Raw genomic sequence first — 11600 nt, 5'->3', positions numbered from 1 at the left:
AAGTTTTTGTCTCCGCAAGGCTCCAGACCCGTCCCCAACCCGGTCTGGAGGTCCTGTGCTCCGACTAGTTTCCTACATCGCTTCATTAGCCCTTGTCGCTGTCGTCCTGGTGACTGGTGGTGGAACGGCGCAAGCCGACGGCTGCTACACCTGGAACCGAACCCTCTCGCAAGGAGCGTCCGGCGAGGACGTGCGCCAGTTGCAGGTCCGCCTGTCCGGCTACCCCGGCTACGGCGGGGTGCTCGCCCTGGACGGCTCGTTCGGTCCCGCGACCCGCTCGGCGCTCGTGCGCTTCCAGCAGGCTTACGGGCTCTCTGCGGACGGCGTGGCCGGCAGCGCGACCTACTCTCGGCTCTACGCGCTCCAGGACGATGACTGCACGCCGATCAACTTCTCGTACGCGGAGTTGAACAACTGCAACTCGACCTGGGGAGGTGGGAAGGTCTCCGCGTCGACGGCCAAGTTCAACGCCCTGGTGTCGATGTGGAAGCTCCAGGCGCTGCGGCACGCACTTGGTGACCAGTCGATCCGCGTGACCAGCGGCTTCCGCAGCATCTCCTGCAACAGCGCGGTGGGCGGCGCGTCCGACTCGCGGCACCTGTACGGCGACGCGGTGGACCTGGGTTCGGGTCCGCACTCCCTGTGCCGCCTCGCCCAGCAGGCCCGCAACCACGGTTTCAACGGCATCCTCGGCCCGGGTTACCCGGGTCACGGCGACCACACCCACGTCGACCACCGGAGCAGCCGCTTCTGGTCGGCGTCCGCCTGCGGCATCTGACCGCACGGCCTGACTGATCCGGATCTACCCGCGCCCGGCTCCACGCCGGGGTTCTCCACCGACGCCGGCCCGCCCCACCGGTCCTCCCGGGGCGGGCCGGCGTCGCGCGTCCTGCGCCGACACCGGATTCCCGCGACGAGATCGGGCGGGGCGACTACTGCTCGTCGTCCGCGCGCGCGGGGCTGCCCTGTGGCGGATCGCCGACGACAACGGCCGGCATCGGGATTCCGAGCGGCGGGGTGTCCACATCGGACACAGGAGGTCCCGCGTGCTTCAAACGCCGCCGGCGGGTCAGCGCGACCACCGTGCCCGCCGTGCCGGTGCCCACCGCGACGCCCGCGCAGAGCACCGCCAGGACGATGAGCAGCACCGGTGCGCCGCCGGGCTGCCCGCCCCGGTCGACCGCGAGCCGCCGGTACTCGGTGGTCTGGAGGTGACCGGGCGAGCCGGCCAGCGCGTCGTCGAACTCGTCCACCGCGTCGTCGAGATCACCGGCGAAGTAGTGGTCGAGGCCGGTGCGGTAGGCGCGGTCGTGCTCGCCGAGGCCGACCTCGACCTGCTTGCCGGCGAGCACGTCGAGCAGGATCGAGGACGCGGCGGCGAAGTTGAACGACTGCGTCTCGCCCGGCGACTTCTGGCTGACCAGGCCGACCACCCGGCCCTGCATGTCCACCACCGGCCCGCCGCTCATGCCGTTCGTCGCGGCGGCGCTGAACTCGTAGAACGGGCGGTCGTCGCGGGTGCGGCGGGCCGAGATCTGGCCGTTCTTGCTGCTGGGTTCCAGGCCAGGGTCGTCGGCCGCGCCCGCCGAGCCCGGGTACCCGATGGCCAGGATCGGCGTGCCGACCGGTGCCGGTTCACCCCGGATCTCCAACGACGGCAGGTGCTCGCGCGGAACCTTCAGCACGGCGACGTCGCCGTCGTCCGGCGCGACCAGGTCCACCACGGTGGCGGGCGCGATGTCGCGGATCGGTCCGTCGACGGTCGCCTCCATCCGCTCGACCCGGACGTCCCGGTCGATCGGCCGGTCCGGGACCGCGCCCTCGGCGACCGCGTGCTCGGCGAACTGCTGCCTGGCCTGCGCCGGATCACCGACCCGGCCCGCGCCCGCCAGCTCGTCGACGGCCGCGCCGAACAACGCACCCGCACCGCCGTGCGGTCCGGTGTGGACGCAGTGGCTCGCCGTGGCGATGTACCCGTCCGGGCTGATCACGGCGCCGCTGCACGACGACTTCGCGGTGTACCCGTCCGTGCCGCCGAACACCTCGCCGGTGCGCTTGTCGCGCACCCAGCCGTGCCACTCGACGGTGATCAGCACGATCCCGGGCCGGGCGATGGCGGCGGCCGATTCCTCGGGACTGGCCGGCTGGGCGTCGGCCGGCGCGGCAGCGAGCACCGACAGCAGGGCCGCCACGAACAGCGCCCGCCTCACCCGTACACCCCGAAGCCGTTGGTGCGCGACATCGTCGACCGGTAGCCGCTGGCATTGCTCTCGACGAACCGGGTGGACTGGCAGGTGTAGTCGTCCACCTCGTTCTGGCCCGGGTCCACCTCCAACGGCTGGGTGCTGAGCTCCCCGCGCTGGTCGTAGAAGGTCCAGGTGACGTCCGACCGGGTGCGGGCGATGTAGGTGACCGCCTTGTCCGTCGCCGACCACGTGAAGTCGTAGGTGCCCCTGCCCACCACTCGGAGTTCGTTGCCCCGGAACGTGCCGTGCAGCACCACGCCGTCCGGTCGCGCGGTCCCGGTCCCGTCCGGCCGGAACTCGTAGGTCAGGCCGGCGGAGGTCATCGGCAGGGGTGGCTGATCGGTGTAGAACTTGACCATCGACACCTCCTCCACGACGAGCCAGGAGCCGACCAGGCACAGCGGAAGCCCCGCCGCACGCGTGCCGGACTCCACGGCCGTCGGCGAGGGCCTGCCTGCCGTTGTCGACGCGGGCGTGGGACGGTCGTCGGCCAGGGCGACGGCGGTCAACCCGCCGGCCGCGAGCAGCGCGCACGCGCTGATGACGAACAGCACCACGACGAGTCGTGCCGGTGGTGCGGCTAATCCGGACGGTTCACTCACCCGGCCATGGTATTGATCACCGTCGCCCGCCATGTCCCGGTTGATCCGGACGTTTCCGCGACGTGACCCGGCGCTCTCTCCACCCGCGCGGACGCCCGACCGCCACTACCATGGGTGCGTGATCTTCCTCAGCGTGGTCTTCACCCTGATCGGGCTGGGCACGCTGCTGTGGCGTGACGACGACCTGATCGGCGTGCCGCCCGTGGTCGCGGGCACCGGCCTGGTGGTGCTCGGCGTCGCCACCGGCGTGGTGTGGGCGGTGCGCCGTCGACGCCGGTGGGAGCGCAACGGCGAGCCCAGGCCGGTCGGCAACGTCGTCCAGCGGGCCAAGGCGCTGCCCCGGCTGCTGCGCGAGCGCAAGGCGTACGGCCTGCCCACGACGACGCTGGCCACGTGGGGCTTCGCCGTCCTCTACCTGGTCTCGCCGGTCGACCTGCTGCCCGAACTGCTGCCGGTGATCGGCGTCACCGACGACGCGGGCGTGGCCGTGTGGCTGCTGACCAGCGTGTCCACCGTCGCCGGCCAGTACTTGCGGTGGGAACGGGAACGCTCGGGCGCCAGTCCGCGCCCGAGGAAGCCCTGAGTCACCTGCTCCCGGGGTGCGGCAGCTCGCGGACACCGGTCAGCAGCGTGGTGATGGCGCCCATGATCCGCTCGGTCGCCTCGTCCAGCACGGCCTTCGTCGGCTCGAGCCCGTACAAATCGGACAGGTCGACCTCCGCGCCCGCCACCACGGTCACCTTCCGCCACGGCCGTGGCACGAACTTCCCCGGCGGCAGCAGCTCCTGCGTGCCCCACTGCGCTACCGGCACCACGGGCGTCCGGGTCGTCAACGCGAGCCGCGCGACACCGTTCTTCCCGCGCATCGGCCAGCCGTCGGGGTCGTTGGTGAACGTCCCCTCGGGGTAGACGATCACGCACTCCCCCGACTCGAGCGACGTGCGGGCGCTGTCCAACGCCTTGCCCGCGCGCACGCTGTTCCGGTCGACGGGGATGTGCCGCCCCGAGGACATCACCCACCCGAGGACCGGCGCCCGCCACAGGCTCGCCTTCGCCAGGTACCGGGGCACCCGGCCGGAGACCAGCGAGAACGCCGTCAACGTCACCGGATCGGCGAACGACAGGTGGTTGGACGCGAGCAGCACCGCGCCGTCGCGCGGGATGTTGTCCCTACCCGCCATCCGCATCCGCACGAAGAGCACCACGAACGGCCACAGCAGGTCGATGGCCACGGAGTACCAGAATCCTCGGCCCCGGCGGGGTAGTCGGGCCGTCAGGGCCACCATCTGGGAGAACGTCACGCCAGGATCTTCGGTCATGGCCACCGGCGCCGTTACCGCGGCCCACCCGACCGCCGTGGCCCGGGCCTGATCGAGTTCGACTAATCTCCACCCCCGTGGCAGGGCTCCCCGCACAGCGGACCTCCGTGGACCGGATCGACGTGCTGCTCGTCGAAGACGACGAGGGCGACGCCGTGCTGGTCGAAGCACTGCTGGAGGAGGTCGAGGCGGACGTCGCGCTGCACCGGGCGCGGACCCTGCGCGAGGCCGAGGGCCTGCTGTCGACGGCGGACTGCGTGCTGCTCGACCTCGGCCTGCCCGACACCACCGGCCTGGACGGCCTGACCCGACTGCTCGCGCACCCCGCGCCGGTCGCGATCATCGTCCTCACCGGCCTCAACGACGAGCACCAGGGCACCAGGGCGGTGGCCGGTGGCGCGGAGGACTACCTGGTCAAGGGCCAGGTGGACGGTGTGGGCCTGGCCCGCAGCATCCGGTACGCGGTCGGCCGCAAGCGGGCCGAGGAGACCCAGCGCCAACTGCGCGACGAGCAGTTGCTGGCGGCCGAGAAGACCCGCCTCGAACGCGGCCTGCTGCCGTCGCCGATCATGCACGGCGACGACATCGGCTGGCACGTCCGCTACCGCCCCGGCGGCAGCCGGATGCTGCTCGGCGGCGACTTCTACGACGCCGTGCGCACCGCTGACGGCACGCTCCAGGTGCTGATCGGTGACGTGTGCGGGCACGGTCCGGACGAAGCCGCGATCGGCGTGTTCCTGCGCATCGCGTGGCGGGCGCTGGTGCTGGCCGACCAGGAGCCGTCACGGGTGTTGCGGACGCTGCACGAGATCCTGGAGCACGAGCGGCACCAGCAAGGCCTGTTCACGACGGCGTGCATGGTGACGATCTCGCCGGACCGCCGCTGGGCGCGGGTCTACCTGGCCGGGCACCCGGAGCCGATGCTGCTGGTCGGCGACCGGGTGGTGGAGCTGCCGCGCGACCGCGCCGGCCTGCCGCTGGGCGTGCTGCCGGACAGCACGTGGAGCGGCCTTGACGTGCCGCTGCCCCCGGGCTGGGTGATGCTGCTCTACACCGACGGGCTGGTGGAGGGCCGGGTGCACGGCGACAGCGAGCGGCTGGGCTCGGAGCGGTTGATCGAGCTGATCGGCGAGATCACCGCGGACCGGCCGGACTGGGCGGAGGCGCCGGCGGCGTTGCTGGACGGACTGATCGACCGGGTGAAGGAACTGAACGGCGGGGAACTGGACGACGACATGGCGGCACTGCTGATCTCGGACCGCGCTCTTTCGGACCGCGCTGTCCCGAACCGCGCCGGCTCGGACCGCGCCCTTTCGGAACGCCCCCTCACGGACCGCGCGTGAAGGCTTACCGCACCCGGTGGCCCGCCAGCAGGCTGTTGATGGCGGCGGTGGCGATCCTGATCCTCGTGTGCGCGGGCGCGATCGGCAGCCTGGCCGTCTCGCTGGCGGGCCTGGCGGACGCCAGGGTGCTCCTGCTGGACAAGATCGCGCCGGCCCGCACCATGGTGCTCCGGGCCGACACCGCGTTGATCAACCAGCAGTCCGGGGTGCAGGGCTACCTGCTCACCGCGAGGCAGAACCACCTGACCCCCTACACCAACGGGCAGCGCGCGGAGCACAACGCCCTCATGGTCGCCCGGTCGATGCTCGACCCGGTGCGGCCGGACCTCGTCCGCGACCTGGACGACGTCGACCGGCTCGCGGCCGAGTGGCGGCGGGACTACGCCGAACCGCAGGTCGCGCAGGTGCGACAGTCCGGCGTGCCGCACACCGGGTCAGCCGACGCCCAGCGCGGCAGGGAGCTGTTCGACCGGGTTCGCGCCGCCCTCAGCGGGCTCGGCACCAAGCTGGACAAAGCGTCCGAGGAGGCACGGGGACGGCTGGACGCGCTCGCGGACGACATGATGTGGTTGGTCGTCGTGCTCGGCGTGCTGCTGGTGCTGATCATCTCCGGGGTGGCGGTGATCCTCTACCGGATCGTCATCGCGCCGTTGACCGGGCTGGCCGCGGACGTGCGGCAGGTCTCGTCCGGCGACTTCCAACACCCGGTCGAGGCGGGCGGTCCGCGCGAGACGGTGATGCTCGGCCAGGACGTCGAGGCCATGCGGGTCCGCATCCTGACCGACCTGGAGGAGCTGCGGCGCTCGAACTCGGAGCTCGAGCAGTTCGCGTACGTCGCGTCGCACGACCTTCAGGAGCCGCTGCGCAAGGTGGCGAGTTTCTGCCAGTTGCTGGAGCGGCGGTACTCGGGCGAGCTGGACGAGCGCGGCGAGCAGTACCTGAGGTTCGCCGTCGACGGCGCGAAGCGGATGCAGGTGCTGATCAACGACCTGCTGGCGTTCTCACGGGTCGGCCGGATGTCCCGCGAGCAGACGCTGGTGGACTGCGACGAGCTGGTCGCCCAGGTGCTGGACAACTACTCCGAGGTCGTCGAGCGGACGGAGGCGACGGTCGAGGTCGCGGATCTGCCGACGGTGCGCGGCGAGGCGTCGTTGCTGGGTGGCGTGTTCGGCAACCTGATCAGCAATGCGCTGAAGTTCCACGGGTCGGAGCCGCCGCAGGTGCGCGTCGACGTCGAGCGGACCGATGCGTTCTGGACCTTCGCGATCAGCGACAACGGCATCGGGATCGATCCCGAGTACGCTGAACGGATCTTCGTGATCTTCCAGCGCCTCCACCACAAGGACGACTACCCCGGCACCGGCATCGGGCTGGCCATGTGCCGGAAGATCATCGAGTACCACGGTGGCACGATCTGGCTGGAGACCGACGCCGGCCAGGACACCGGGACCACCTTCAAGTTCACCCTGCCGGCCGTAGAGGACGACGAGCAATGAGCAATCCGCTGAACGTGATCGACGTCCTGCTGGTCGAGGACGACCCGGGTGACGCGCTGATGACGCAGGAGGCGTTCGAGCACCACAAGATCCGCAACCAGCTGCACGTGGTGCGCGACGGCGTCGAGGCGCTTGAGTTCCTGCGCCGCGAGGGCCAGTACGAGGACGCGCCGCGGCCGGGGCTGATCCTGCTCGACCTGAACCTGCCGAAGATGGACGGCCGGGAGGTGCTGGCCGAGATCAAGGCGGACGCGGCACTGCGCCCGATCCCGGTGGTGGTGCTGACCACGTCGGAGGCGGAGGAGGACATCCTGCGCAGCTACAACCTGCACGCCAACGCGTACGTCACCAAGCCGGTGGACTTCGACCGGTTCATCGAGGTCGTGCGGCAGATCGACGACTTCTTCGTGACCGTGGTGAAGCTGCCCCGCTAGGCCTCCCGTCCTTCGGCTCCGCCGGGGGTCGCGTACGCCGCCAGGAACACCCGGACGCCTTCGTCGGCGAACCTCAGCAGTTCGTCGTGCGGGTAGGGCTCGGGGTCGAACATCGCCCGGTTGAGCGGCACGGACAGGGCGAGCCAGAGGAACTGCTGGGCGGCGAGCAGCGGGTCCGGCGCGTGCAGCCGGCCCTGTTCGGCGAGGCGGGCGAATCCGTCGGCGAGCCGCTGGTAGCCGCGTTCCGGGCCGGAGGCGTACCAGGCGCGGGCCAGGTCGGGGAACCGGCCGGCCTCGCCGATGACGACCTGCCGCAGCCGGACGAGGTGCGGCAGGGTGACCACGGTGACCAGTTTGCGGGCGATCTCGCGCAGGGCGCCGGCGAGGTCCGCGGTGTCCGCGAGCCCGGTGACCACGTCGTCCGACCGTTGTCCGGCGCTGCGGATGTCGGCGGTGATGACCTCGACGAACAGCCGTTCCTTGTCCGTGAAGTGCTTGTAGACGGTCTGCTTGGAGACCTCGGCCAGCGCCGCCACCTCGTCCATGCCGGCGCCGACGTAGCCGTGCCGGAGGAACACCGTGCGGGCCGCGTCCAGGATGGCGCGGTGCTTGCGGGCTGACCGTCCTTCGGCTTTTCGAGGTGCCTCGTCCCGTGCTTCTTCCACCGTTCGACAGTACTGGACCGTCCAGTACTTGCGCGAGTACCGTACCGTCTAGTTCCGTTTGGTGTGAGAGGAGATGACCATGAGCACCGTGACCTCGAAGGACGGCACGACGATCGGGTTTTCCCAGGTCGGCGACGGGCCGCCGGTGGTGTTGGTGGACGCCGCGTGCTGCTTCCGCGGGTCAGGCCCGATGCCCGCCGTGGCCGAGGCGTTGACCGGGTACACCGCGTTCACGTACGACCGCCGTGGCCGAGGCGAGAGCACGGACCGTCCGCCGTACGCGGTCGAGCGCGAGGTGGAGGACCTGGCGGCGGTGGTGGAGGCAGCGGGCGGGTCGGCGTTCGTCTACGGGTTCTCGTCGGGCGCGGTACTCGCCCTCCACGCCGCCGCGGCCGGGGTGCCGATCACCGCTCTGGCACTGTTGGAGCCGCCGCTGTCGTTCGAGGAGCCTTCCGGCCCGGACGTGCGGGACGAGATCAACGCCCTGGTGGCGGCCGGTCGGCGTGGTGACGCGATGATCCACTTCCAGGTGGCGTGCGGCGTGCCGGAGGAGTTCACGGCCGGGATGCGACAGTCACCCGGCTGGCCGGCGCTGGAGGCACTGGCCCACACGACCGTCTACGACCTGACGATCACCGCCACTCCCCCGGACCTGGCGTCGGTCGGGGTGCCGACGTTGGTGCTGGACAGCAGCAGCAGCGACGAGCGGTTGCGGGGCTGGGCCGACGGGGTGGCCGAGCGCCTGCCGAACGTGCGCCGCCGGACGTTGGGAGGCGAGTGGCACGGCATCGCCCCGAACGTCCTCGCCCCCGTCCTGGCCGAACACTTCAGCCACGCCCGCCCCTGACGCGCCCTAACCCGCCACCGCGTAGAGCACGACGCCATCGGCAGGCGCAGCGGTCAGCAGACCCCGGTGAACGAGCACGTCCAGGTGCGCGGCGGTCTCACCGGTGGCCAGGACCTGGTTGAAGACGTCGAGTTCGACGAACTTCCGCCGCCGCCGGGTCCAGTCGAGCTTGCGGGCGGTCTCGAAGGCGGTGCCCGTGCCGGAGCGGACGGCGTCCATGGTGGCCGCCAACCGGTCCTCGTGGTGGGCGATCAGCTCGTCCACCCGCGCGTGGCTGGACTCGGTGACCGGACCGTGCGCGGGCAGCAGGCGCAGGTCGGGGAACTCGCGGACCAGGCGCAGCGAATCGAGGTAGTCGCCGAGCGGGAGCGCCGGGCGTGCGGGCTCGAAGCCGATCGACGGGGTGATGTGCGGCAGCACGTGGTCGCCCGCGAAGAGCAGCGACGAGTCGGGGTCGACGAACACGACGTGCCCACGGGTGTGGCCGGGCGTGGGCAGGACGCGCAGCACGCGCTTCTCCAGCGCCACGTCGGCGCCGTCGAGCCATTCGTCCGGCTCTTCGTAGTCGCGCAACGCGTCCTCGCCCACCGACGCCATCATGGCGCGCCACTTCTCGGCCAGGTGCGGAGCGCCCCACGTGGTCAGGTCGTCGACCTGGTTGTCGCGGGTGCGGGCGGTGATCTTCGCCAGCGACGGCTGTTCCCCGGCGCCCAGGGCGACCTTCGTGCCGAAGCGGCGGCGCAGGGCCACGGCCATCGTGTAGTGGTCGCGGTGGACGTGGGTGATCAGGAACCGGCGGACGTCCTCGAACCCGTGGCCGATGGCGCCCAGCGCGGACTCCAGCGCCGTTTCACCCGCTTCGAGCGCCCAGCCCGAGTCGATCAGCACTATGCCGTCGCCGTCGTCTATTGCATACACGTTGACGGTGTGCAATCCGTCGTTGGGCAGTGGCAGCGGTATCCGGTACACACCGGGCGCGACCTCGAAGACTCCGGGTTCGGTCCACTCCATCCCCGGGATACTACTTGTCGGTAGCTTCGATCAGCTCCGGATGCTTCTCGACGTAGCCTCGGACGAACGAGCACTCCGCCACCACGGTCAACCCCTTGGCCCGAACGTCCTCCAACGCGTGCCGGACCAGCTTGCCGCCCAGCCCCTTGCCCTCCATCCCGACCACGGTGTGGGTGAACGTCACGACACCGTCCGCCAGCGTGTACTCGGCGAAGCCGCCCGGTTCGCCGTCCACGCGCACTTCGTAGCGGGACCGGTCGGGGTTGTGGGACACGGACACGTCGGTCACCGTCGCTCGCCTCCTGAGCTGTTCGCGCGGCCTCTGACGAGGCTGCCCGCGTGTCACCGTAACCGTGCCGTGCAAGATTGTCGGATGGACGTGTACCTGCTGATCCTGGGCGACCACCTGCCCGACCCGGGCACCGGCACCGTCGTCACCGAGCGCGAGCGGCTGCAGGCGATCGTGGATCAGGCAGTGGTGGCGGAAGAGGCCGGGTTCACCGGGGTGGCGATCGGCGAGCACCACTTCACCCGGTACATCGTGTCGGCGCCCGAGTTGCTGCTGGCCACGATCGCCGCGCGCACCTCCACGCTGCGGCTGTCCACCGGGGTGACGTTGCTGGCGCACCACGACCCGGTGCGGGTGGCGGAGGAGCTGGCCACGCTGGACGTGCTGTCCGGTGGCCGGGCCGAGCTGATCGTGGCGCGGGGGGTGTCGCAGCGGACGGACGCGGCCTTCGGGGTGCAGGACGACCTGCGGGCGCGGTTCGACGAAAACCTGCGGCTGCTGCTGCGGCTGCTGGAGGAGCCGCACGTGACGTGGGACGGCAAGTACCGGAGCCCGCTGGTGGACGTCACCACGACGCCGCGCCCCATGCAGCAGCCCCGGCCGTTGGTGTGGATCGGGAGCGGGTCGGCGGTGTCCGCGGACCTGGCGGTCGAGCTGGACCTGCCGTTGATGCTGCCCAGCACGTTGCGCGACCCGAGCACGCACCGATCGGTGGTGGAGCGTTACCGGGCGGCGATGGGTGGCGGGGGGCGGGTGGCGTTGCCGAGCCACGTCTTCGTGGCGCCGACGGCGGCCGAGGCGCGGGCCACGTGGCGCCCCCACCTCGCCGCGTACGCCGAGTTCGCCGACCCGTGGCGCGGAGACGGTGACGTGAAGGTGGACGCGTTGATGGACGGCGCGGCGGTGTGCGGAGATCCGGTGGAGGTGACCGAACGGCTGAACGGCCTGACCGAACTGCTGGGGTTGGACGCGCAGCTGGTCATGGTCGACATCGGCGGCCTGCCTCACCAGGCGGTGCTGGACACGATCCGCCTCTTCGGCCGTGAAGTCCTGCCCAACCTGACCCCCTCCCCCGCCGCCACCGCCCGTCAGGCCGCGTCCTGAGCGTTGAACTCGGGGGTTCCGAACGTAGGACTCACCTGTCCTGGACGTAGGACTCACGCGTTCTGAACGTAGGACTCACGGGGTGGGTGGGGGGGTTGGGTGGGTAGTCCGGGGTGGGAGGTCGTCATGGTTCAGCCTCAGCCGCCTCGGCCGGAGCCGGTGCCCGAACCCGGGCCCGTGCCTCGGCCTGGGCCGGAGCCGCCTGGGCGGGAGCGCACGCCGGGTACCGAGCCGCCGGTCCCGC

General features: G+C 71.1%; 13 protein-coding genes. 7 read left to right on the top strand and 6 right to left on the bottom strand.

The window, feature by feature from the left end; genetic code table 11:
- Positions 1 to 55 precede the first annotated feature (55 nt).
- On the top strand, positions 56 to 778 hold the full coding sequence (locus OQ02_RS14185; RefSeq protein ID WP_033438858.1) for a D-Ala-D-Ala carboxypeptidase family metallohydrolase: 723 nt from the start codon (positions 56 to 58) through the stop codon (positions 776 to 778).
- Positions 779 to 932: 154 nt separating this feature from the next.
- Here OQ02_RS14185 and OQ02_RS14180 read toward each other — a convergent pair whose 3' ends face one another.
- On the bottom strand, positions 933 to 2210 hold the full coding sequence (locus OQ02_RS14180) for a S1 family peptidase (protein WP_033438857.1): 1278 nt from the start codon (positions 2208 to 2210) through the stop codon (positions 933 to 935).
- Complete coding sequence (locus OQ02_RS44780) at positions 2207 to 2848, bottom strand: hypothetical protein (protein WP_197043326.1); 642 nt, start codon at positions 2846 to 2848, stop codon at positions 2207 to 2209. Before OQ02_RS44780 ends, OQ02_RS14180 begins: the two co-directional genes overlap by 4 nt.
- Positions 2849 to 2966: 118 nt before the next feature.
- Between OQ02_RS44780 and OQ02_RS14170 the strand changes: the two genes are divergently transcribed.
- Positions 2967 to 3431 (top strand): YkvA family protein, encoded by a 465-nt coding sequence (locus tag OQ02_RS14170; RefSeq protein ID WP_033438855.1) that lies wholly within the window; start codon positions 2967 to 2969, stop codon positions 3429 to 3431.
- A gap of 1 nt (position 3432) precedes the next feature.
- Here the strand turns inward: OQ02_RS14170 and OQ02_RS14165 are convergent, their stop codons facing one another.
- Positions 3433 to 4167: a lysophospholipid acyltransferase family protein gene (locus OQ02_RS14165; protein WP_033438854.1), complete on the bottom strand. Its 735-nt coding sequence runs from the start codon at positions 4165 to 4167 to the stop codon at positions 3433 to 3435.
- A gap of 77 nt (positions 4168 to 4244) precedes the next feature.
- Here OQ02_RS14165 and OQ02_RS14160 point away from each other — a divergent pair, with 77 nt between their 5' ends.
- Genes OQ02_RS14160 through OQ02_RS14150 form a run of 3 tightly spaced genes read left to right on the top strand, consistent with a single transcriptional unit; the run spans position 4245 to position 7440 of the window.
- On the top strand, positions 4245 to 5510 hold the full coding sequence (locus OQ02_RS14160; protein ID WP_081915619.1) for a PP2C family protein-serine/threonine phosphatase: 1266 nt from the start codon (positions 4245 to 4247) through the stop codon (positions 5508 to 5510).
- Entirely contained in the window at positions 5507 to 7006 is a 1500-nt protein-coding gene (locus tag OQ02_RS14155; RefSeq protein WP_331281534.1) for a sensor histidine kinase, read from the top strand. The genes OQ02_RS14160 and OQ02_RS14155 overlap by 4 nt, the downstream gene beginning before the upstream one ends.
- On the top strand, positions 7003 to 7440 hold the full coding sequence (locus tag OQ02_RS14150; protein ID WP_033438853.1) for a response regulator: 438 nt from the start codon (positions 7003 to 7005) through the stop codon (positions 7438 to 7440). Before OQ02_RS14155 ends, OQ02_RS14150 begins: the two co-directional genes overlap by 4 nt.
- Here OQ02_RS14150 and OQ02_RS14145 read toward each other — a convergent pair.
- Positions 7437 to 8105, bottom strand: coding sequence for a TetR/AcrR family transcriptional regulator (locus OQ02_RS14145; RefSeq protein ID WP_033438852.1), 669 nt, complete (start codon positions 8103 to 8105; stop codon positions 7437 to 7439). The two genes, OQ02_RS14150 and OQ02_RS14145, sit on opposite strands and share 4 nt — an antisense overlap.
- A 79-nt stretch (positions 8106 to 8184) precedes the next feature.
- On the opposite strand from OQ02_RS14145, the gene OQ02_RS14140 reads away from it, so the two are divergent.
- Complete coding sequence (locus OQ02_RS14140; protein ID WP_033438851.1) at positions 8185 to 8952, top strand: alpha/beta fold hydrolase; 768 nt, start codon at positions 8185 to 8187, stop codon at positions 8950 to 8952.
- Positions 8953 to 8958: 6 nt separating this feature from the next.
- Here OQ02_RS14140 and OQ02_RS14135 read toward each other — a convergent pair whose 3' ends face one another.
- Together OQ02_RS14135 and OQ02_RS14130 are read right to left on the bottom strand one after the other, a co-directional pair.
- Positions 8959 to 9963, bottom strand: a complete 1005-nt coding sequence (locus OQ02_RS14135) for an MBL fold metallo-hydrolase (RefSeq protein ID WP_033438850.1) — start codon at positions 9961 to 9963, stop codon at positions 8959 to 8961.
- A 10-nt stretch (positions 9964 to 9973) separates the two neighbouring features.
- The gene (locus OQ02_RS14130) at positions 9974 to 10252 is read right to left on the bottom strand and encodes a GNAT family N-acetyltransferase (RefSeq protein ID WP_081915618.1); all 279 of its coding nucleotides are present in this window, start codon (positions 10250 to 10252) and stop codon (positions 9974 to 9976) included.
- A gap of 84 nt (positions 10253 to 10336) precedes the next feature.
- Between OQ02_RS14130 and OQ02_RS14125 the strand changes: the two genes are divergently transcribed.
- Positions 10337 to 11356, top strand: a complete 1020-nt coding sequence (locus OQ02_RS14125) for an LLM class flavin-dependent oxidoreductase (RefSeq protein ID WP_033438849.1) — start codon at positions 10337 to 10339, stop codon at positions 11354 to 11356.
- Positions 11357 to 11600: the final 244 nt, after the last annotated feature.

The organism is Saccharothrix sp. NRRL B-16314 (assembly GCF_000716595.1).
Taxonomy (GTDB): Bacteria; Actinomycetota; Actinomycetes; order Mycobacteriales; family Pseudonocardiaceae; genus Actinosynnema.
The sequence above is the reverse complement of the archived record's forward strand: the minus strand, read 5'-3'. Positions and strand labels throughout refer to the sequence as shown.

What these genes read in the sequence shown, in the direction of transcription:
- OQ02_RS14165 (WP_033438854.1), bottom strand. Translation starts at nt 4,167, where the DNA reads ATGACCGAAGATCCTGGCGTGACGTTCTCCCAGATGGTGGCCCTGACG.
- OQ02_RS14150 (WP_033438853.1), top strand. Translation starts at nt 7,003, where the DNA reads ATGAGCAATCCGCTGAACGTGATCGACGTCCTGCTGGTCGAGGACGAC.
- OQ02_RS14140 (WP_033438851.1), top strand. Translation starts at nt 8,185, where the DNA reads ATGAGCACCGTGACCTCGAAGGACGGCACGACGATCGGGTTTTCCCAG.
- OQ02_RS14135 (WP_033438850.1), bottom strand. Translation starts at nt 9,963, where the DNA reads ATGGAGTGGACCGAACCCGGAGTCTTCGAGGTCGCGCCCGGTGTGTAC.
- OQ02_RS14125 (WP_033438849.1), top strand. Translation starts at nt 10,337, where the DNA reads ATGGACGTGTACCTGCTGATCCTGGGCGACCACCTGCCCGACCCGGGC.